Source organism: Spirulina subsalsa PCC 9445 (assembly GCF_000314005.1).
GTDB lineage: Bacteria > Cyanobacteriota > Cyanobacteriia > Cyanobacteriales > Spirulinaceae > Spirulina_A > Spirulina_A subsalsa.
The window spans coordinates 4,684,997-4,707,157 of the sequence record NZ_JH980292.1; the positions used below are offsets into that span (position 1 = coordinate 4,684,997).

The window sequence follows — 22,161 nt, forward strand, 5'->3', positions numbered from 1 at the left end:
TTTAACGAGAAATTATGGAACCTTTGACAAAACCGCAACGAGAACTGTATGAGTGGTTGGTGGAATATATTCACAATGCTCAACACGCGCCTTCTATTCGTCAGATGATGCGGGCTATGAATTTGCGATCGCCGGCTCCGGTGCAAAGTCGTTTGGAACGGCTGCGTTCCAAGGGTTATATTGATTGGACGGAGGGAAAGGCGCGGACGATTCGCATTCTCTACCCCCCCCAAAATCAGGGTTTGTCTATTTTAGGGGCGATCGCGGCTGGGGGCTTGGTGGAACCCTTCACGGATATGGAAGAACAGTTAGATTTGGCGTTCATGTTCCGTCAATCGAATTGTTTTGCGCTACGGGTAACGGGAGACAGCATGATTGAAGACATGATTCAAGAGGGGGATCTGGTGGTGATGAAGAAACCTCTGGCCGATGAGTTACCCAAAAATGGGTCAATTGTGGCCGCCCGGGTGGATGGCTACGGGACGACGCTCAAACGGTTTTATCTGGATGGGGAAAAAGTGACGTTACAGCCGGCTAATGCCAAGTATCCCCCGATTACCGTGAATCTGGGGAACATCCAAATTCAGGGGGTGTTAGTGGGGGTATGGCGAGATTGCAATTCTGGGTTACAGGTGAAGATGCAGGCCAGAACTGAGGCCGCGATGCTTTAGGGATTAACCTAGACCCAATTATCAATTATCAATTCTCGATTCTCGATTCTCAATGGTTAAGTCTCAGGACATCCCGCAAGGCAAGGTTTTTGAAAAATGCGATCGCCATACTGACTGGATTGAGCCAGATACATCCCCAGTAGCACCGTCCCAAAGGCAAGGGCATTAATCAGGCTTAAACCCTCGGCAAACAACATCCAAGCAATCAGTCCGGCAAATACGGGGTCTAAGAGGAGGAAAATCCCCACTAAGCTGGAGGGTAGGTGTTTGAGGCTGTAAGCTTGCAAACCTTGCCCAATCACTTGGCAAACTAGGGCTAAAGCGGCCACAGACAGCCATCCCCCTAGGGTGATGGGAAAAAGGCGTTGTTCCGTCACTAAGACGACAGGCAAGGAGAGAATCGCCCCCACCCCACAACACCAGAGGAGGATGATCAGGGCGGGGAATTTGGCGCGCAGTTTCTCAATTAACATCAAGTTAGCCGCCGAAAGGATGGCGGAAAAGAAGGCCGCTAGATCCCCGTTGAGGTGTCCTGTGCCAATTTCAAAGTCTCCGATACCCAAGGCGATCGCTCCTATCATAGCCACCCCTAAACCGACGAGAAAACGCCGATCAAAAGATTCACGCCAAAGCAGCCAAGCGCCGAGGGTGGTAAAGAGGGGGGTCAAATTATGCAGTACCGTTGAGTTGGCGACTCCTGTCAGGGTGAGGGACCAAGCCCAAAAGCCGAGACAGCCCCAAAACAGAACCCCTGCCATAATTAATAAGAGGCGATCGCATCCCGTGATGATTGGAGGCTGACGCGGTTTCACCCCCTGCACGGTGTAAATGATTGCCAGGATGACAAACGCCATCCAAAACCGATTAAAAATCGTGGAAAACGGGCCTAATTCCCGTTCACTGAGTCGAATCAAAATCGAAGCAAAGGATAACGTCGCGATCGCCAAAAACACCGCCACCAGCGCCGACACCATCGGACTGATCCTCGGCCATTGAAAGGAGGGGGAAGAAAGGGTTAAAGTTTGAGCCATATTCAGAGCAGCGAAGTAAACACCAGCGAGAAAATAAAGCCAGCATCAGTATGAGACACCCCCGACTGACAAAATTCCGCCCCACCCCTCGGAAGCAGAAAGATCCGTGTTTCTTCTGATATTAAGACCACCTCAAACCCAACGTTACCAATACAAATAATTCGTCGTCCCGTGATCTTGATACCCTATCCGGCTAATCCATCAGTTTTGTTGTTTACCGTGTCAAAACACCCCAACAAAACCACTCCTACGGTTTCCCATGATGAGAGATTCCACCCCCATCAACACTGTTGCGAAGAACCTTGTCTCTAGGTATTTGAGCATATATACTCATGCTTCCTTGATCTTAAGGGGTTTACCTTGACTTTGGGCAGACCTTTACAATTTGTTACCCGTTCCCCTATTCAAATTCCAGAGGCCATAATTCTACAATGGGCAATTCCCAACCCGGCAGTAACTCCTTCACTTGCAACCTATCCCCCGCTTGTAGCCGTTCAACAGAACCATTCGGGCGATAGACTTCCACCGTTTGATTGTCGGGATTAATCAGGATTCCTACTTGAGTCCCAGCCTCCAAAAATGCGGCAATTTTAGCCCTTGTTTTGACCAAAGAATCCGTCGGAGACTTTACCTCCACCATTAAATCAGGAGCAAGATTGGCAAAAGTCCGAGGACTCTGTTTGAGACGCGCTGCACTCACAAAGGAGACATCAGGCGATCGCATATCCCCATTAGGCAACAAAAAACCCGCCCCCTCACCCAATTTCCCAACTGTCGCACAAACTCCGCCGCCACCTCATCCGACTCATACCCCGAAGGACTCAGGACAACAACTTCCCCCCCAATCAACTCCATCCGATAATCCGGACAAAACGATTGCATCCTTTGCAACTGTTCCAAAGTCAGTGACATAACCCTCAACTCACTTCCCCTCCCAACTTACCCCCCCATTATACTACTGGAAAACCCATCTTCCACCCCCTGCTATAATAACTTCACCATCAAAATACAAACCTAAATGAGCGCCATTCAACTCCAACTCATCCCCCATAAAACCCAATGTGGGCACCCCTACCAACACCTCCATATTCACATCACCAACCCCAACGGAATCATCATCCCCAGCGACATCCAAGGCCTAGAACTCCCCCGTAAAATCGACTACTCCCAAGGCATAGTCATCGAAGGAAAAGGCCCCATTTGGCTCTATGGCTACCTCGTCCATGAATGCCATCCCGCCGCTTGGGTCGGTTGTTACGACACCCGTCTAGGCGCCATCGTCGTCGCCACCCACACCCCAGACATCAACATCAGCCAAATCTTCAAAATCGACCTACCCGACGCAACCTTCCAAAAATAAAAAGGAACCCCCTTCATGACCCAACCCCTCACCCCCCAACCCTTCCCAATTGAACTCCAACTCACCACCCTCCCAGGAGCCTCCCAACAAACCCATCAAACCCTACTGATCAAAATTCGAGAATACCCCCTCCAATACCACCACCTAAACACCCTCACCCTCCCCCCCCAACTCGACCCCAAACAAGGCTTAATCCTCTACGGAAAAGCCCCCACTTGGCTCTATAGTTACCTCATTGAAAAACTCCTAAATTGGCCCTGGTTAGCCTGTTTTGACATCAAAGAAGGAGCCGTCATCATCAGTAGTCGAATCCCCTCCCTGCGACCCGGCCAAATCTTACCCATTGTCCCCCCTCATCCCCCCAGTCCAGCCATCCTCATTGGCGGCCCCCCCAACAGTGGAAAAAGCGTCCTATCCAACACCATTCGCAGCACAATAGAACAGCAACATCCAGAGCTTGAATTCTACTTACATCGCGCCAATTGGGATGGAGAAGGCAACCATACCTATGAAACCCCAGACCGAGCCTTAGCCGCCCGTTTAAAACAAGAAAATAAATATCCCATCCACAAACAACCCAACGCAGAACAAGAATTAGCCCAATACTTTCACTATCAAGCCAATGCCACCCAAAACATTCGCAAATTCGTTAACTTAGTCCTAGTAGACATAGGCGGAAAACCCGAACCCGTCAAATTACCCGTCATCGAACAATGCACCCATTGCCTCATCATCAGTCGTGACTCAGAGCAGATTCAAAACTGGCTAGATTTATGTCAAAACTTAACCCCTATTGCCATCATTCACAGTGTCCTAGAAGACAAAATAGAAATATTAAAAACCAACCCCCATTTAGAAATAGTAGCAGGTGTTTGGGATCGGGATAAAATGAGAAATCCACCCGATATATTAATCAAAGCTATTCTGAATATATTGCCAAACACTTCAGGCTAAAGTCAAGGAATAATTTCAGAAATAATTAATCATTAGTTTCCATATTTCCGAAAAACCCATGTTATAATTAGATCAAAGAACTTGGCTTGAATTGACATTTTGTTTTCACTCATCTCAATTAAAGATAGGAGTTAGAATCATGAAGCTTTTGACCGTTTTAGGAACAGGCAAATACAATAAAACTTGCTATACTTGGCAAGATAAAGAAGTCAAAACTTGCTACGTTGCTAAAGCAATTTGTGAATTCTTTCACCCAGATGATGTCACCGTCTTAGTAACTACTCAATCCAAAGAAACGCACTGGGATAAGTTTAAAGAAGAATTGGGCAATACAATTCCAGTTACTGATGCACTGATTCCACTGGGAGAATCCGAAGACGATATTTGGAAAATTTTTGATGTAGTTGTTAATGCCATTGAGCCTAACTCACAAGTAATCTTTGATATTACCCATGCCTTTCGTTCAATTCCACTGTTTGTTTTCCTTGCAGCTGCTTTCTTACAAAAAGCCAGAAATGTAGATATTCAAGGAGTTTACTATGGTGCATTCGAGGTCAACCGTGAAAAACCTCCGATTTTTGACTTAACTCCTGCCGTTAAATTGTTAGATTGGTTAACAGCAACTGATAAATTTATCAACACAGGATCATCAGTTGAACTCGGAAAACTTCTATCAAATATTCAACGAGATTTTTATCGTACAGGTCAACAAGAAAAAGCCGACATTAAACCCACTCGTTTGTTAAGTTTTGGTGATCGAATTCAAGGAATTTCACGCTCTTTAGAATTAGTGCGACCCATTGACTTAATTCAAGAAACAGCCAGATTACAAAATTTACCTCTCGACCAACTAGAAAACCAAATTGGTGCATTTGCCAAACCCTTTGAGTTATTATTTAGTCAAATTCAACAAGACTATGGACAATTTGCTCTACTAGAACTTGACAATAGTTCTGCATCAGAGCAACTGCAAAAACAGTTTCTACTCTTACGTTGGTATGTAGCTAAAAATTTAGGAACACAAGCAATATTGTTAGGACGAGAATGGTTAATCTCTGCTCTGTGTGTGGCCGAAGGAATCACAGACTATCGAAACAAAGATGAGCGTGAAGTCATCTCTCATCAATTAGGTCAAATGATTGGCAGTAATCCTAACTTAGATCAACCCATTACTCGTCATGTAAGTTCGGCTCAACAACTGTCAGCTTTTTGGTCAAAATTAACAGAGTATCGTAATGATGTCGCTCATGTTCAGATGCGTTATACTACAATTAATGCAGATACCTTACAGCGTTTTATTATTCAAGAGTTGATTCAAAACCTTTCATCTTTTTTTCCTCACTTTGTTGTATAAATCTACACCATAAATTGTGCATCTGATGTTTTTTCTATTTTAGAGCAAAGTATTATGTCATTGAGTCACTTCAAAAACATTGGTTCTGTCCTCAAGGAATTTCAAATTACTTATGCAGAAGCCAACTTTATTGAACCTTGTCCCTTTGAAATCCCTGATTATTTTCGGGAATATTTAGAATTCATGATGAACGAAGGCGTTGTAGATAACTCGGAATATGCCATCTGTGAAAACTTGATTTACCCGGTTTTAAAGCAAGTGTGGAAACAATATAGTCGTTCCTTTATCCTCTGGAGTCATCAATCACTAAATTATACTGAAGACTTGTCCGGCTTTCCTGAGTATATTTTAGCCAAACGTTCAGAGTTAGGAAAACTGATTTTTGACCAGCCTTACTTTTTGTTAGTCGAGGCAAAACAAGACAAATTTGCTGAAGGATGGGCGCAATGTTTAGCGGAAATAATTGCAGCACAGCGATTGAACCAAATTCCTCATATTATTGTTTTTGGGATTGTGTCGAATGGTAAAAACTGGGAATTTGGAAAGCTAGAAGGCTCTAATTTTACCAAAAATAAAGAGTTTTATAGCATTCAATCTTTAGATCATCTTTTTTCGGCAATTCATTATATTTTCCGGCAATGTGAAGTACAGTTGAATTCGTTAGTTTTGGTGTAGTTTTGTTCAAATCATATTGGGAGAATTAGTGAATAACAACGATATTCATTCATCAAAAGGAACATCATGACAGCTACAAAAAAATCTTTTTACTTGGTTTTAATTGAAACTTCTGGGAATCAGCAGTTTATATTTTCGACGAACCGCCTCCGGGAAAATATCGGCGCGTCTGAGTTGACGTATCAGGCAGGAACAAAGTGGGTCTTAGAAGCAGTTGCAGAAGCCAATGATCAAACTTCCTTACAAGTTTGGACGGATTCTAAACGACTGCGGAAGTTATTGCGTGATTCTGAAATAAATCCACCGATTGAGGATGAGAAAAAGCCAGTTGAAATTTTAACAGCAGCTTCCGGTAAAGCATTGCTCTTAGTTAAAGATAAAGAAACAGCAAAAAAGATTATTTCTGAAGTAACACGAAAAGCATTATTTGAAGCACCGGGACTTGATGTTGCTGGTGTTTATGAAAAAATCGAAGACTGGACGGAAAAGAATTCTTTAGCACAGGCAATTAAGAAAGTCCATAAAACCTTTGAAAAATTGCGATCGCGCCGTCCCTCCCCAGAAAACCGCTTTCTAGCTCTTCCCATCATCGCTAAGTGTTCTTATAGTGATTTCCCCGCCTTTGACCTAGAAGACCTGAGTCAAAAGCAACGTAAAGATGGACAAAAACCTAAAGCTATTTCTCTTGCTAGTCATGTTAAGCGAGACAAAGCGAATGAGGCTAAAAATCGCTTAACTAACTTGGACTCAAGGTTACAACCCCAAATTGATAAACTATTGAATTCAGACGAAGAACACCAGGGGGAAAACCGTGCTTGGTTAGCAATTATTCATGCTGACGGCAATGGTTTAGGGCAAGTTTTTCTTAACTTTGAAGATTATATTGGTGAAGATAAAAGCAACCCTAATTATATCAAAAAGTATCGAGAGTTTTCATTATCTCTTGATGAATGTACAGAAGAAGCATTTAAAAAAGCCCTTGATGTGTTTACTCAAAAAGAAAACCAAAAAAAACAAAATGTCGCCCCTATTGTTCCGCTTATCATTGGTGGAGATGATCTAACTGTTGTTTGTGATGGTCATTATGCTCTTGAGTTTACTCGGACATTCTTGAAAGAATTTGAACAACAAACTCAGGATAGTTTAGGGATTAAAGAAGTAGCAGAAGAGGCTTTTGGTGTGGGTCGTCTTTCAGCTTGTGCGGGTGTTGCCATTGTCAAACCTCATTTTCCCTTTTCAGTTGCTTATCATCTAGCAGAACAACTCCTTAAATCAGCCAAAATAGTTAAGAAAAACGTAACGATAAAGCAAAATAAAAATGCACCATTCCCCTGTTCTGCTATTGATTTTCATATTCTTTATAATACCACTGGCATAGAGTTAAATGATATTCGAGAAAAACTGAAGCCAGAACAAAATATTCAACTCTATAACCGTCCCTACATTGTTAGCGAAAATCTCGACGAAGCCGACGGTCAAGAATGGATACAACGACACCAGTGGGAATTATTGAGTGAGCGAATCAAAGCTTTCAAGAGTGATATTCTCCCCAGGAATCAAAGTCATGCTTTGCGCAATGCCTTATTCATCGGTAAAAAAGTGGCAGATTCTGAAGTTAAGCTGATTGAACAACGCTATAACTTGACCCCCTTTATTGAAGACAAAGACAGTAAATCTCTTTTTCATTACAGTGAAGGTATTTATAGTACATCATTCCTTGATGCACTAGAAGCACAAAACTTTTTGGAACTTGATCAATCTAAAAATAATCAACATAAAATGGAGGAAATACAATGAGCATAAAAGTTCCTGAACAGTTCATAATTACTATTGAAATGACCAGCGATTGGCACGTTGGTGATGGTTCTGGTCGTGGTGAAATTGATAGCGTTGTCCAGCGAGATCAGGACAATTTACCCTATATTCCGGGTAAAACTTTAATAGGTATTTTGCGAGATAGCTGTGAACAAGTTGCCTTAGCCTTAGATAATAACTCAGGCAAAAAGTGGCAAAATTGGATTAATTTTTTACTAGGTGATCAGCCTGCTCTAGCTGATGGTACTATTGAGGCAGAACCCCGTCCATCCCTAGTTTTTATTGGCTCTGCTTATTTAGACAAAACCTTACGAGATGCACTGAACAGTAAGCCTAAGTTAAAATCGGCGATCGCCTTTATTAAACCAGGTGTTGCAATTGACCCAATAACAGGTTCAGTAATACCAAAGTGTCTGCGGTTTGAAGAAGTCGTTAGGAGGGGTGCAACCCTCACCTCTGAACACTGCACTCTAAACTTTTCAGGTTATCCAAATCTTACAGAGGATGAGAAAAAAACTGCTTTTGCTATCCTGATTGCTGGAGCAGAACTCGTTGAGCGTTTGGGAGGAAAACGTCGCCGAGGTTACGGCAATTGTAAAATTACAATTGACGAACATTCAGATTATTATCTCAAATGGTTACAAGAAAACTACTTAGCTATTGGAGAACCACCCCAATGGGAAAATCCTGTTATACCCAATAATTCAAACCAGTCAATTTCTGGACATTCAACATGGTACAGTGTTCCTCTCACCATTACTCCTGAAGCACCTATCATTATTCCAAAACGAACTGTAGGGAATGTTATTGAATGTCTAGACTATATTCCGGGTCGTTATTTCTTGGGTTATTTGCATCAAAAGTTTGGGCAGTACCTCAATGTGACTCAAGCGATCGCCATGAATCATTTAATTGTCACTAATGGTACAATTGCTATTAATCATGCCCCCAGTCGTCCCACTCCATTCTGTTTATTTACGGAAAAGCTCAACGGGGATATCAAGACAGGTAAAGGGGTTTATAATCGCCTTGAAGAACCAGAAACCGAAAAAGTGCAACTGAAAGGCGAACGGGGCGGATATATTGGGATGCTACAACCCGGTGATACTCAGTTTCCTGAGTATAAAACCGTCAAGTTACAATTGAACACCCATAATACAATTCGGGACGAAGTTCAACGTCCAACCAGTGATGTTGGGGGGGTTTATAGTTATCAAGCTATTTCACCTGGAACAACATTTAAAGCTGAGTTACGTTTACCTCAGACGATTAAAAAACATCTGGATGAAAAGTTACCAAATTGGTGGAAAGAACTTGAGGGTCATCTTCGGATTGGTCAATCCAAGAAAGATCAGTATGGCTTGATTAAAATTAAGACAGAAGAACCTAAAAAGAAGACTTACCCATTTAAGAGTGACTTAGAAAAGCTGTATATTTGGTTTTTGTCTGATGTTTTATTAAGGGATGAGAAACTTAACTCTACAACTGACCCAGATATTTTTCGACAAGAATTAGCCAAGGAATTAGGTGTTACTTTAGAAGAACGAGAAGATGATGATTTGCTGTCCTTGATGATGCGATCGCGCCGGACAGCAGCTTGGCAAGTCCGTTGGGGTCTGCCACGTCCTACCCTAGTGGGATGGCAAGCTGGAAGTTGTGTAGTTTATCAGGTAACACTAGGAACAATTAAACCGGAAAAACTGGCAGAACTGGAAGCCAAAGGTATTGGCGCTCGCCGTGCGAAAGGGTACGGACAAATTTGTTTTAATGATCCCCTATTGACCCAAAACTTATGTAAGTATCGACAATCTAATTCCCAATCAGATAATGCACCTAAATCTGAAAATTCCGCTACTTCAACTAATTCTCAATCCTTCATTAGAGCCAATGATCTATCCTTTGAATATGCTCGCACCATTGAGATAGCTGCATGGCGAGAGGCGATTGAGAACAAAGCAGTTGAAATTGCCGCTAATGAGGAAAATCGAGAACGGATTTTAGGTCTTAGAATCTTAGGTGATGAAAGTCATCCTTCCATGAGTCAATTGGGCAACTTACGCTCAAATTTAGCTCGCTTACAACAGGTTGGAGATCGAGAAAACATAACCCGTTGGATTACCGCGTTACAGAATGTTCCTAATCGTCGAGAAAAATGGGATAAAACCGCTAATGGATTAAAAAAAATTGGTGAGTTACTGACTGACGTTCACAAAATATGGCAGGTGTTAGATTTACCTTACTTAGACCTTAATATGACCCAAGAAGGATGGAATACACTGCAAAAAATTCTCTGGGCGGAAGCAGTACGAACCTTAATCAGTTTTATCATTCGCGCTCATAAACGGGACTTGGAAAAAAGACAAAAGGAAACAGCATAAATCATGGCACGAGAAATACAGACACGCTGGAAAGTTACCGGAATACTCACAGCAGAAACCCCCATTCATATAGGGGGAATCGGAGGCGATGCGGATACAGATCTCGCTTTAGCTGTTAATGGTTGTGGAAACTACTACATCCCCGGTACAAGTTTAGCGGGGGCTTTGCGAGATTGGATGAAGCGATCTTATGATGAGACAACTATTAATAACATTTGGGGGTTTCAGAAACAAGATAATGGTCATGCCAGCTTCATTATTGTTGATGATGCTGAAATAATCCTCAACAACATGACTCTTGAAATACGAGAAGGAGTAGGTATTAATCGCCGTACTGGTGCTGCTGCTGACGAAGCAAAATATAGTCGCGCTATTCTGCCAAAAGGAGTAAAATTCCCTCTGAGTATTACATTAGATATTGGCAAAAAAGAAAACCAAAATCTTGATGCGTTTTGGCACCTGATCCAGGCCTTAGAACAAGGGGATATCCGCATTGGAGCAGCTAAAACTAGAGGATTGGGCAAAGTAAAGCTCCAACATATTAAGATTCAAAAGCATGATTGGAGTACCCCCAAGACTTTATTCGATTCTTTGTTGAAGCAAAACTTAAAGCGAAAATGGGCTGAAATTAAGCAAGGACTAGAAGATTATAATCCTCAAAGATTGAGTTTAGAGATTACCTGGAATCCCCAAGATTCGGTAATGGTGAAAGCAGAAGGAGATGGGATTGCAGTTGATATTCTGCCTTTAGTGAGTCAAGTAACTGGAAATGTCCATTTTGTGATTCCAGGAAGTTCTATCAAGGGGGTGTTACGTTCTCATGCTGAACGAATTGTGCGGACAGTTTGCAATCTATCAACTCGTGAGAGGTTCTTAAAACAGGTTCAACTGAATCTAGTTGATGAAGTATTTGGGGCTGCGGAAAATAGTAATGGTAGTCAACATCAAGGAAAGATGGGTGCGCTATCTGTTGATGATTGTTATGCCAAAATTTCTATGACTGCTAAAAATTGGTCAGCCGTTGAGAATGCGGCAAAATCTGACAAGGACGAGTTTAGTTCTTTTAAAAAGGTTCTCAAAACAGCTATACTGTCCCCGAATAGCACTGAAAACCCATTCCAAACCTTACAACCTGCGATGCACGTTGCGGTTGATCGCTGGACGGGTGGTGCGGCGGATGGAATGCTGTACAGTGTTTTAGAACCGATTGCGGTTGACTGGGGACAAATTGGCATCAATCTAGATTTGGCGCGACTTCAAACGTACGAAAACTGCAAGAATCAGAACAAGAAGGAGGGTGAAGATAGAGAAATGTGTGTTCAACCCGCGATCGCACTTCTCCTCCTTGTCCTCCGTGATTTCGCCAACCGTAAACTCCCCATTGGTTACGGCACTAATCGCGGCATGGGAACGGTTGAGGTAACAGAGATGAGCTTTAACTGTAGTCCGATTGAGGGATTGGCAGGAATTGATCAAGTTAGGGCGATCGCACCAGATTTACCAAATCTAGGTCTAAGTCATGATTTACTTAACCTTTTAAACTCAGCTTGGAAAAAATGGATTGAACAACACAACAAGAAAGGATTATGAATCAACTATACAGTTACACTTACCAAAGCCAAAACTCCCCGAAAAAGGGGTTAAAACTAGAGCAGTCAATTGAGAAGTTTAAGACCTATTTAGAAGGTGCAACTGCCCTTCTTTATTCACCCACAAAATGCTATGTACTCCAATTAAAAAATGGTCAACTGCAAGACGCTTTCTGCCAAGTTATTCAGTCCCAAGACCTGAGCAAGTGTTTTGAAGCGAAAATCTTTAACCCGGAATGTGAATTACGTTGGCTTAACGTTCAAAATGGTTCAGGTCAAGTGGCTTTGCTATCCGAAAACAGAGTCCCAACTCCCAACAATTTTCTAGAAAAGTCCCTAGAGTATCAGGACTCTATTAAACAGCAATATTTACTGTGGGGAGAAATCGTCCCTTGGGATCGAGTCGTCTCCAAACAAAAAAAATTCCAAAAAGGCTGGCAAAGACTCACAGAAGCCCGCATTGACAAAATTGATATTCCCTTTAATGGTGAGTTAAAACAAAAAAAACGAATGTATTTGAGAACTCAGGAATATATTGCACAATACAAGTATGGAAATATGGTCGTTATTGAAGAACGTTTACTTGAATTATCTTCTATGACAATCAAAACTTAGTTAAATAATTAATCAGTTAGCTTAGAAGTAATCATTTTAATGATTTGTTTGAGCAAAATTTAAAATCAACCACTCAAGCCATTTAGAAACTTAAGAGGAATTTAGAAAATGACTATTGAATCTGGAAACCTGATTTGTATTACTGAAGGATCTAAGAGAACTAAACGTACAGTTGTTAAGCTTGAATGCCAAAACGTTAAAAAAACTAAAACGGTCAAACTTGACATCAAAGATGAATGGCTTTCTATCGCATTGACAGAAAAGAAAAATCAGTCACTGCAAAATCTTAATGACACTCAAGTTGAATTTGAGCGTAACGATAATAATGATCCTTATCGTATCTGGGAGCAAGGTCAAGAATGGGATCGTCAAGAAGTTAAGCCAGTAATCACACCGCAAAAAACTCAACCTGTCAAACAGCAAAAACGGGTAAAAGGCGATTTCCACAACCCTTATAATTTTGTCCCTGCTTTACCCCGCAAGACGGATGATCTAGAACTAGGGGATTGCAAACCCGTTGGTCATGGTCGGTATCTACCAGATCATTGGTCAGGTCGAATTGCTGTCAAGCTTACCACCGTCACTCCTCTACTCATTCCTGATGCCGCAGAAATGAGGGAAGATGATAATGGTCACAAAACATATCCGGTGCGATTGGACGTAGATGGTAAGCCTTATCTGCCGCCAACTTCAATTAAAGGGATGCTGCGATCGGCTTACGAAGCCATCACGAACTCACGGTTATCGGTGTTTGGAAAAGAGCATGATGCAAGATTAGCTTATCGAATGCCTGCCACCGAGGGAACTACGGCTAAACCTGCACGCATTGAAAAGCGTAAAGATGGACTGTATCTCCGAATATTAGAAGAATCGAGTTGTGTGGGAGGAGCAGCCAAACTGCCTCGTTATGATAAAAGGGGACGGGATCCAGACAAAGGAGAGCGTAGGGTTGCCTTGAAATATTCACGAACTCAACAATTGCCACAACATGGCGATCGCGTCCAAGTCAGACTCAACAAAGGTAAAATCACACAGATTGAACGTTGCAACAATGACAACCTACCCGGTGGTGATTGGAAACTAGGCTGGGTGTGCGTAACAGGTGCCAATATTGGCGGTAAACAGAATGAACGGGTGTTTATACAACATGACCGAGATCCTGTCGTCAAGGTTAATTCAGCGATTACCGAGCTTTGGGAAAATTTGATTTCTGACTATCAAAAAGTTCATGAAAAAGACTTACAAAACAGAAGAAATAGAAATCAGTCTCCCAGTGCTTATCTAGGAAATAAGCCCGGAGAAACAGCATGGTCACGCCATGTTTACGACTCTAACCAGCGCAACCTCACGGAGGGAATACTCTGCTACGTTGAACTCGATCCAAGCTTTGATCCGAAGCATTTACACGCAAGTGATATTATCGCTTTACAGCCTGTCACAATTTCTCGACGACTTTATGATAAAAAGCCAGCCGATTTGTTGCCAGAATCTCTACATCCTGCGGTAGATATTTCTGAATTATCTCCAGCAGATCGCGTTTTTGGTTGGGTTAATCAAAAAAATCGAAAACCCAAAGAAAAAACATCAAATACGAATGCTTACAAAGGGCAATTAAGAGTTCATAGTGTACAATGCCAAACCCCTCCAGAACAGGCAATTACCATCTTTAATGGTCTTGGGCTTCCTCTCGCTATTCTAGGAGAGCCAAAACCTGCTCAAACTCGCTTTTACACCGCAGAAGATAAAAACGGTACACCCATTAAGAAAGGAAAAGCCAAAGAATATGGCTATGAAAGTACGGAGCGAGGATTACGAGGTCGTAAAGTTTATCCCCATCACAATGGATTACCCGATCGCTATTGGGATAATCCCATGGACGATCGAACTAATCAAGACCTAGGAGGAAATCACTATCAAGAATATCGCCGTCCGAGTGGAGAAAACGAGCGCGATTCTCAAAACAAATCAATCAAAGGCTGGGTAAATTCACACACAGAATTTACGTTTGACATTGATATTATAAATTTATCGAATGTTGAACTGGGTGCATTACTCTGGTTATTGACTTTACCAGAAAATGCCTATCATCGTTTGGGTGGAGGCAAACCGTTAGGCTTTGGCAGTATTCGTCTTGAGGTTGATTGGCAAAACAGTGATTTACGCGATGGAGAACAGTGGAAAGAGTTTTATAAATCCCTGAATCAAATTTCTCAACCGATAATCAATCCAGATGATTTCATAGAAAAATATCGTAATGCTGTTCAATCTGCTTACGGTTCTCCTTTTGAGCAAGTTCCATTTATTGCTGCCTTCTCTCATTGCGCGAAAGGCTTTGAGGATGGTTTACCCATTCATTATCCACGACTCAATCATCCAATTGATCCAGGGGGTAAAAATTACGAATGGTTTACTGATAACGAAGGAGGTGAACGTTTTAGCTTACCTAGTTTAGTGACAGGAGATGGGTTGCCAATAAACCCGCGACCTGATGGCAAATCTGAAAATACAAACAAGGCTTTGCAAAGATAAATAGAATCTGATTATTAATCTTTTTGAGGTGTTAGTGATGGCTAAAATTTTGATTTCCCCTTTAGGTGTAGGTGGAAGATTTAAGGACAAAACTGCTGCTGATCGTGAATATCAGGAGGCAGATTATCAAATTGATGGAAAAAGCTACAAAAATCGATTTATGGCTTCTGCATTGTACGATCATCTTGAACTAGATGAAATTATTTTTATTGGTACTGTCCGATCTATGTGGGAAGAAGTTTACCGCTTTTTTTGTGAAAAAAATAAACAAAATCTGAATCAAGAATATTGGCTTGAATTGGCTGAAAAGATTGATTCTATGAACCATGAAACTAATCTTGATGATTTAAACCTATCTCCTGTTAAGGATGTTTTAGGAGAACGATCTGATTGCATTCTGATTAAATATGGATTAAACAATGAAGAACTTTGGGAAAATCTTGATTTAATCTCCCAAGTTGTTAAACTTCTGAAAAGTGGAGATGAAGTTTACATTGATATCACCCACTCATTTCGTTCTCTATCCCTATTTCTGTTTTTGGTCTTAACCTTTATCAAAGATTTACCTGAAAATGAGAACATTAGAATTGCTGGCGTTTACTACGGGATGCTAGATATCTCTAGAGAAATGGGGTATACACCTGTAATTGATCTCAAATCTCTATTTGATATGACTGATTGGATTAAGGGTAGTTACATTTTGAACCATTATGGTGATGGCAATTTGATTGCTCAACTCCTTCAAGAACAGGGAGAATCTACCGTTTCTGATCAGATACGTCAGCTATCCTCAGCCATTAATATCAATTACCTACCTGCTATACGTGATCGAGCTAGACCCCTCAATCGTTCACTTACAAATATTTCTATTCCAGGGCCATTTAAGTATATCAAAGAAACTCTGACTCGATTTGTTAGAAAATTTTCTAATACATCAGACACAGAATCTGAGTTTCAGCTTAAGTTGGCTGGATGGTATTTTGAAAATGATCGATATGCGGCTGGTTATATTACTCTAACTGAGTCGATAATCACATATTTATGTGAGATACACAATCAGGATGTCAACACTAAAGATGATAGAGAGCAAATGAAAAAAAATTTGTTTTCCCAATACCGAAGTAGTGAGCTTAAGAGAGAATATGATACAGTTAACTCTATTCGCAAGCAAATTGCTCATGCTTCCCTCGAAGAGAACCGTGAAAGTTACTCGAATGCCATTAATCAAGCCAAAAATCATCACAACAAAATTTCTAACATTTTTAGAACTGGGATAATCAGATGAAAATATCAACCCAACAAATGCAGGAATATTTAATTTCTGCCAGAAAACATGAAAAACAACGTTTAGCCGCATTAGAAAAACGGCGGACTCATGGCTTAGAAATTGCTCAAAAAGCAGCCTATATGCTTAAAACCGAGTTTATGGCTTCTCGTGTTGTGCTATTTGGTTCATTACTCAATCAAACATTTCACGAAAACTCAGATATTGATTTAGCCGTTTGAAATCTTCCTGAAAAAAACTACTTTAAAGCAGTATCAAAACTTTTAGGATTAAGTGAATTTGAGTTTGACTTAGTTCAGGTTCAATTTGCTAGAGATGAAATTCTAGAAGCGATTTTAAAAGGAAGAGAGCTATGAGTAAATATAACGTTTTAGTTGCTAGATTAAATCAGGAATTAACTAAAATTGAAACGGCCGTTAAAACAGCAACTTCTCAAGCTAAAAAAGCAACAAATACCGGAGATTTAGACTATCTTCAAACCGCAGCACTCAGTTTGCAGAATTTTTATATGGGCGTTGAACAAGCTTTTGAAGAAGAAGAATTAAACAAAGATATCAAAAGTTTTTGTCAATTCTTGCTTCAATTAAACCAATCACTTTAAGTTCTAAAAACCATGCAAACTATCATTATGACTGTAGGGACATCCCTACGCACTAACCCTGACCGCGATTTACCCAATGAACAAAAACGCCCTTGGGTAACAAACAAAAATCGATTTGAAGATCAGCGTATTTTTAACAGTATTGATGAACCTTTGAGTTGGATGAAAACGGCGGAGTTAGAACTGATCAGCGCAGAAACTAATACCCTGTGGCGACTTGATCCAGATGAAAATGATCGCATTCTCCTCCTCCACTCTGCTACTCCCTCCGGTCAAGAATGTGCGGAAGTGCTACAAAATTACTTTAAAACCTGCCTCGAACAGAATTATGTTGATATTGAACCTATTCCTGATATTAACTATGAACTAGATGAATCGGGTTCGGCATTGGAACAAATGGCGAGTCTTCTACGGGAACGTATTCAACAAGGGGATGGAATTGTCACCTTGGCCGCAACGGGGGGATTTAAAGCACAAACAATGGTGATGGGATTGGTGGGAAATGCTTTGGGTGTGCCTGTTTGCTATATTCACGAAGCTTATAAGGCGTTGGTTTATTTACCCTATATTAACACCAGTGGACAACCGGAACAACGGGTTCAGCGTAACTATGGGGGCAATTTACCAGACTCTGGACGACCTCGTAATCAAGTGATTCAAGTGCAAGGGGAAAAACAAGGCCATCATCGCCCTAAAAGTTGGAAAAAAGTTGAGAAAATTCTGCAAGATTTACCTTGGGTTGATTTAGTTCGTTTTGACCCTCAAGCCTTTTATGCTCCTAAAAATGGGGTTAAAGGTTCACCACGGGATCTAGATGATGGGCGTAAAGTGCTTTGGCTACATTTACATGATAGTGATCAATCTCATATCGCTGTTTCTATTGAAACAACGGGTCACACCCCAGAACATTTGAAAGCGGCAGCGACTGAATTACGGGAACGTCTAGGTCGTATTTTCTAGAGCAAGCGCGATCGCCCTTAATTTAATCATCCCCCACTGACTAGAAGAGAATGGGGGATGATTGGCTTCACTAATCGGCTTAAACGAGGGCGGGGGTGGCGGATTTAATGGCGAAAATCTTCTCAATCACGGCTTCAACGGCCTTGTCGGGAGTGGAAGCGCCGGATGTTACCCCGACGACTATTTCCCCTTCGGGGAGCCAATTTTCGGTCAGGACTAAATCTTGTCCGAGGGGTTTATGTTCAATGGCATTCCCTTCTTTAATCCGATCGGCACAGTCAATGTGATAGGAGGGAATATTTTTCTCGATGGCAATTTCTTGTAAGTGGGTTGTGTTGGAGGAGTTGTACCCCCCAATGACAACCATTAAATTTAAGGGTTCATCCACTAAGCCAAACATGGCATCTTGACGTTCTTGGGTAGCATCGCAAATGGTGTTAAAGCTCATAAAATGGTCGTTTAAGGTGGTGGGGCCGTATTTTTTGAGCATGGTTTTTTCAAAGAGTTTGCCGATGGATTCGGTTTCACTTTTGAGCATGGTGGTTTGATTGGCAATGCCAATCTGGTCTAAGTCTGTATCGGGATCAAAGCCTTCGGAATAAGCATGGGCAAATTTGGTTAAAAATTCTTGTTTATCGCCCCCGTTCAGGATGTAGTGGCTCACATATTCGGCTTGTTCTAGGTTCAAGACGACTAAATATTTTCCGGCGAAGGAACTGGTAGCTACGGTTTCTTCGTGTTTATATTTGCCGTGAATAATGGAGGTATAATCCCGTTTTTTGTGCTTTTCTACGGAGTTCCAAACTTTAGCGACCCAAGGACAGGTCGTATCGACAATGGTACAGCCTTTATCGTTTAAAAGCTGCATTTCTGAGACGCTGGCTCCAAAGGCGGGTAAAATTACGACATCTCCCTCTTGGACAAGGGAGAAGTCTTTAATCCCTTGTTCGACGGGAATAAATCCGACGTTCATCTGGCGTAAACGTTCGTTGACTTCGGGATTATGAATGATTTCGTTGGTGATCCAAATGCGTTCGCTGGGGAAGTGTTGGCGGGTTTCATAGGCCATCGCAACGGCGCGTTCTACGCCCCAACAAAAGCCAAAGGATTCGGCGAGTCGGATGGTGACGTTGCCCCGTTGGAGGGTGTAGTTTTGTTGGCGAATTTCTTGGATTAAATTACTTTGGTATTCGGTGTTTAGCAGTCCGGTGACTTCTTCTTGATGGCCGAATCCTTTACGATGATATTTGTCGGATTGGTTGAGGGATCTTTTAAAGGCTTTAGTGTCCATGAATTTGGTTTAGAATGGTTGGGTATGTTAATTATTTTTTGAAGTTAAGGGAGGTTCTCCCAATTAAATGGTAAAGGTTAATTGTCTCAATTGAAAGGGGGTTTTGCGGAGGGAAAGCTAACGGCCGGCGGTTCGTTGATAAATGACTTGATTAAAAATTTGTAGGGCGGTAGACCAGATTTTGTAACCTTCCCCATTTAAGTGTAAACCGTCGGTGCTGAGTTCCATTTTTAAGTTGCCTTGGGTGTCGGCGAAGAGGGGGTAAAGATCGAGGAAGTAGATCCGCTCGTTTTTGGCGATCGCTTCTAGTTGACGGTTGAGGTTACGAATGCGCTGGTTAGGGATGTTCAGCAGGCGATCGCGCCCTTCCCAAGTGGCCCGTTCTGCACTGTGGGGTAATATGGACTGGAGGACGATCCGGCTTCTGGGGTGCGATCGCTTTAACTGACTGACAATTAAGCGGTGATTGGCTAAAATCGTCTCGTCCCCAGTACCGCGCAAAATGTCATTAATGCCGATCATCACATAAATTACTTCCGGTTGGGTGGTATCCAACAAGTTCAGCCGTCGCAATAACCCCACTGTGTTCTCGCCGGAAATCCCCTGATTTAACCAGGTGTAATTCGGAGGTAGATAGTCTTTAGAAAACCAGAGGGTGATAGAATCCCCCAACAAAATGGCTAAATTTTCCGGGCGTTTGTCTGCAATAACGGCGGCTTCTTGCCCTAACAAGTCTACCCACTGTTGATAATTTAACTTATGCTGTTGACCCACTTCTGAGGGAATGGGGGTTCTGGCCAATAACTGCATCGACGCTCCGGAAAAGTTGGCTAAGGCCACCTCTGAGACAGCCGCATCCCGTTGCCAGAGCAAAGCTAACACTAATAACAGCAGACCATTGGCTGCCAGAGAAAAAAACGATACCTGAGAATAGCGCTTAAATCGGGCCGACACAGATTCTCTCCCAGACCATACGGATCACGAAAACAACTGCAAAAAAACTACCTTTTACCGAGATGCTGCATTCTTCCCAACATTCTAAGGCAAAAGGTAGATCGAGTTAGTAATCATTAGACAGATATCTAGGGGGGAACTTCCCCCCTTCTTGTGGGTGACTACGGCAGATCACTACTGCCACTAATCCCCAAGGGACTCCCCCCGGCAAAGGTATCAGTTTGAGTTACAAAGCCACTGTAGGCCTCCATGCCATGTTCCCCGATATCCAATCCTTGGAACTCTTCCTCTTCGGATACGCGAATCCCCAAGGTGAATTTCAGGGCAAACCAGACAATGGTGGCAAAGAGGACGGTAAACCCGCCAATGCTCACAATCCCTAATAATTGAACCCAAATATTCGCACTGCCAAACAGACCCACGGCAATGGTTCCCCAAATTCCGCAAACTAAGTGAACGGAGGTCGCCCCTACGGGGTCATCAATCTTGATTTTGTCGAAGAGACTCACGGAGAAGACCACCAGCACCCCGGCAATGCCGCCGATAATCACGGCGCTTAAGTAGGAGACATCATCACATCCGGCGGTAATACCTACCAGACCCGCTAAGATGCCGTTGATGACCATAGAAAGGTCGGGTTTACCGTCTTTAGTCCAAGAGGTGATCGTGGCAGTAATGCCTCCGGCGGCGGCCGCTAGGTTGGTGGTTACGGCAATATAGGCCACGTTGGGGGTGGCGGCTAATTCAGAACCGGGGTTAAAGCCAAACCAGCCAATCCAGAGGATTAAACAGCCCAGGGTGGCAATACTCATGTTATGACCGGGGATGGCGTTGATGTTGCCATCTTCGGTGTATTTGCCGCGACGAGAGCCGAGGATAGAAGCTCCCATTAGGGCCGCCCATCCCCCCACAGAGTGAACGACGGTGGACCCAGCAAAGTCATGAAATTCCATGCTTGATAACCAACCATCAGACCAAACCCAGTGTCCGGTGATGGGGTAGGAAATCCCGACAAGCAGGATGCTAAAAATCAGGAAGTCGAGGAATTTCACCCGTTCGGCCACTGCACCGGAAACGATGGTGGCGGCAGTTCCCGCAAAGGCAACCTGAAAGAGGAAGGAAACGGAAATGGGTAGACCTTCGGGGAAGGGATCTAATCCATAGGTGCCGGGGTCATCACTGGCGAGGAAAAAGCCTTGTAGACCAATGAAACCGTTTTCTACAGAGCCGTACATGAAGGCAAAGCCGATAGCCCAGTAAGCAATGGAGGCGATCGCAAAAACGATCAGGTTTTTGGTCAAAATATTCACGGCGTTTTTCTGACGACAGAATCCGGTTTCCAACATCCCGAAACCCGCATTCATGAAAATCACCAAAATAGCCGAGGCTAGGATGAAGATCACATCCAAGGTGCCTTTGAGATAGGCTGGATCCGTGAGATCCATTTCGTCCAAGTCATAGAGGTGTTGAGCGACGGCTACGCCATCCCACAGCACCACTAAAATGGCCACTAAGGGAATACAAGCTAACCAATAGGGCGAAAACCGATTCAATAACCACTGAACCGACTGGAGATAATAGTTTTCCCGCACAAGAGGGGAGGACTCGGATCTCTGCCGAGTCTGTTTTCTAGGTGTTTTAGTTGATTTAGACATCATTGAAGACACTTCTCAAAATTCTGGCACGTTCTGGTAACGGATTTGAACAGAAAGGCAGGTTCAGAGTCACTCCCCGAGGGGAGAGTTGTCCCATACTGTTCAAGTCCTAATCAACTCAAGTCCTAATCGACGTTTAGGCAGCTTCTGACTATCCTTTAGGAAGGAGCGCAATGGACAGATAACAGACGGATTAACCCCCATCCTATGGACTCTGAACTTATACAATTAACTGATTTAATATGTCAAAGTTTTGTCCCAAAGTCTAGTCTTATATCCTAATTTCTGGTTCTTCTAAAGATTTAGATTATCTTTGGAGTTTTCCCTAATCTAGACATAAATCTCTCAATACTCTAGCTTTTTGCCCGGTTTTGCTGTATCTTTAAATACATTTTTACGCCGATAGAGGATAATTAAAAATTAGGAATTGGGACTGGGGAATGG

The 22,161-nt window shown here is 42.5% G+C and carries 18 protein-coding genes and 1 pseudogene; 14 read left to right on the plus strand and 5 right to left on the minus strand.

Features of this window, described 5'->3' with window-relative positions:
• Nucleotides 1–14: 14 nt before the first annotated feature.
• Complete coding sequence (gene lexA / locus SPI9445_RS26520; RefSeq protein WP_017306828.1) at nt 15–671, plus strand: transcriptional repressor LexA; 657 nt, start codon at nt 15–17, stop codon at nt 669–671.
• 56 nt (nt 672–727) lie between these two features.
• Here lexA and SPI9445_RS0121350 read toward each other — a convergent pair whose 3' ends face one another.
• A complete protein-coding gene (locus SPI9445_RS0121350; protein WP_017306829.1) occupies nt 728–1,702 on the minus strand; it encodes a DMT family transporter in 975 nt (324 codons plus the stop codon).
• Between the two features lie 490 nt (nt 1,703–2,192).
• Nucleotides 2,193–2,614, minus strand: a pseudogene (locus tag SPI9445_RS32245) (Uma2 family endonuclease); the annotation flags it as partial.
• Between the two features lie 106 nt (nt 2,615–2,720).
• Between SPI9445_RS32245 and crn3 (SPI9445_RS0121360) the strand changes: the two are divergent.
• The 13 genes from crn3 (SPI9445_RS0121360) (at nt 2,721) to SPI9445_RS0121420 (ending at nt 17,817) form a co-directional block, all read left to right on the plus strand.
• Nucleotides 2,721–3,062, plus strand: coding sequence for a CRISPR-associated ring nuclease Crn3/Csx3 (crn3, locus tag SPI9445_RS0121360; protein WP_017306830.1), 342 nt, complete (start codon nt 2,721–2,723; stop codon nt 3,060–3,062).
• A 15-nt stretch (nt 3,063–3,077) separates the two neighbouring features.
• Nucleotides 3,078–4,016: a CRISPR-associated ring nuclease Crn3/Csx3 gene (gene crn3 / locus SPI9445_RS0121365; protein WP_017306831.1), complete on the plus strand. Its 939-nt coding sequence runs from the start codon at nt 3,078–3,080 to the stop codon at nt 4,014–4,016.
• A 139-nt stretch (nt 4,017–4,155) separates the two neighbouring features.
• Nucleotides 4,156–5,370 carry a TIGR02221 family CRISPR-associated protein gene (gene csx2 / locus SPI9445_RS0121370; protein WP_017306832.1) on the plus strand — a complete coding sequence of 405 codons (1,215 nt, stop codon included), beginning with the start codon at nt 4,156–4,158 and terminating at the stop codon, nt 5,368–5,370.
• Nucleotides 5,371–5,424: 54 nt separating this feature from the next.
• A complete protein-coding gene (locus SPI9445_RS0121375) occupies nt 5,425–6,045 on the plus strand; it encodes a hypothetical protein (RefSeq protein WP_017306833.1) in 621 nt (206 codons plus the stop codon).
• A 66-nt stretch (nt 6,046–6,111) separates the two neighbouring features.
• A complete protein-coding gene (locus tag SPI9445_RS0121380; RefSeq protein WP_017306834.1) occupies nt 6,112–7,842 on the plus strand; it encodes a Cas10/Cmr2 second palm domain-containing protein in 1,731 nt (576 codons plus the stop codon).
• The gene (locus SPI9445_RS0121385; protein ID WP_017306835.1) at nt 7,839–10,238 is read left to right on the plus strand and encodes an RAMP superfamily CRISPR-associated protein; all 2,400 of its coding nucleotides are present in this window, start codon (nt 7,839–7,841) and stop codon (nt 10,236–10,238) included. Before SPI9445_RS0121380 ends, SPI9445_RS0121385 begins: the two co-directional genes overlap by 4 nt.
• Before the next feature lie 3 nt (nt 10,239–10,241).
• On the plus strand, nt 10,242–11,828 hold the full coding sequence (locus SPI9445_RS0121390; protein ID WP_017306836.1) for an RAMP superfamily CRISPR-associated protein: 1,587 nt from the start codon (nt 10,242–10,244) through the stop codon (nt 11,826–11,828).
• Nucleotides 11,825–12,442: a type III-D CRISPR-associated protein Csx19 gene (csx19, locus tag SPI9445_RS0121395; protein ID WP_017306837.1), complete on the plus strand. Its 618-nt coding sequence runs from the start codon at nt 11,825–11,827 to the stop codon at nt 12,440–12,442. The genes SPI9445_RS0121390 and csx19 overlap by 4 nt, the downstream gene beginning before the upstream one ends.
• A 108-nt stretch (nt 12,443–12,550) precedes the next feature.
• Nucleotides 12,551–14,971 (plus strand): TIGR03986 family type III CRISPR-associated RAMP protein, encoded by a 2,421-nt coding sequence (locus tag SPI9445_RS0121400; protein ID WP_017306838.1) that lies wholly within the window; start codon nt 12,551–12,553, stop codon nt 14,969–14,971.
• A 37-nt stretch (nt 14,972–15,008) separates the two neighbouring features.
• Nucleotides 15,009–16,256, plus strand: coding sequence for a TIGR02221 family CRISPR-associated protein (csx2, locus tag SPI9445_RS0121405; RefSeq protein WP_017306839.1), 1,248 nt, complete (start codon nt 15,009–15,011; stop codon nt 16,254–16,256).
• Nucleotides 16,253–16,477, plus strand: a complete 225-nt coding sequence (locus tag SPI9445_RS30795) for a nucleotidyltransferase domain-containing protein (protein ID WP_017306840.1) — start codon at nt 16,253–16,255, stop codon at nt 16,475–16,477. The genes csx2 (SPI9445_RS0121405) and SPI9445_RS30795 overlap by 4 nt, the downstream gene beginning before the upstream one ends.
• A gap of 131 nt (nt 16,478–16,608) precedes the next feature.
• The gene (locus tag SPI9445_RS26535; protein WP_017306841.1) at nt 16,609–16,857 is read left to right on the plus strand and encodes a hypothetical protein; all 249 of its coding nucleotides are present in this window, start codon (nt 16,609–16,611) and stop codon (nt 16,855–16,857) included.
• Between the two features lie 12 nt (nt 16,858–16,869).
• The gene (locus SPI9445_RS0121420) at nt 16,870–17,817 is read left to right on the plus strand and encodes a putative CRISPR-associated protein (RefSeq protein WP_017306842.1); all 948 of its coding nucleotides are present in this window, start codon (nt 16,870–16,872) and stop codon (nt 17,815–17,817) included.
• 79 nt (nt 17,818–17,896) lie between these two features.
• Here SPI9445_RS0121420 and SPI9445_RS0121425 read toward each other — a convergent pair whose 3' ends face one another.
• From SPI9445_RS0121425 to SPI9445_RS0121435, 3 genes are all read right to left on the minus strand, one after another.
• The gene (locus SPI9445_RS0121425) at nt 17,897–19,108 is read right to left on the minus strand and encodes a 4-hydroxy-3-methylbut-2-enyl diphosphate reductase (protein WP_017306843.1); all 1,212 of its coding nucleotides are present in this window, start codon (nt 19,106–19,108) and stop codon (nt 17,897–17,899) included.
• Between the two features lie 117 nt (nt 19,109–19,225).
• A complete protein-coding gene (locus SPI9445_RS0121430) occupies nt 19,226–20,062 on the minus strand; it encodes an SGNH/GDSL hydrolase family protein (protein WP_017306844.1) in 837 nt (278 codons plus the stop codon).
• Nucleotides 20,063–20,223: 161 nt separating this feature from the next.
• Nucleotides 20,224–21,720: an ammonium transporter gene (locus SPI9445_RS0121435; RefSeq protein WP_026079999.1), complete on the minus strand. Its 1,497-nt coding sequence runs from the start codon at nt 21,718–21,720 to the stop codon at nt 20,224–20,226.
• Nucleotides 21,721–22,161 lie beyond the last annotated feature (441 nt).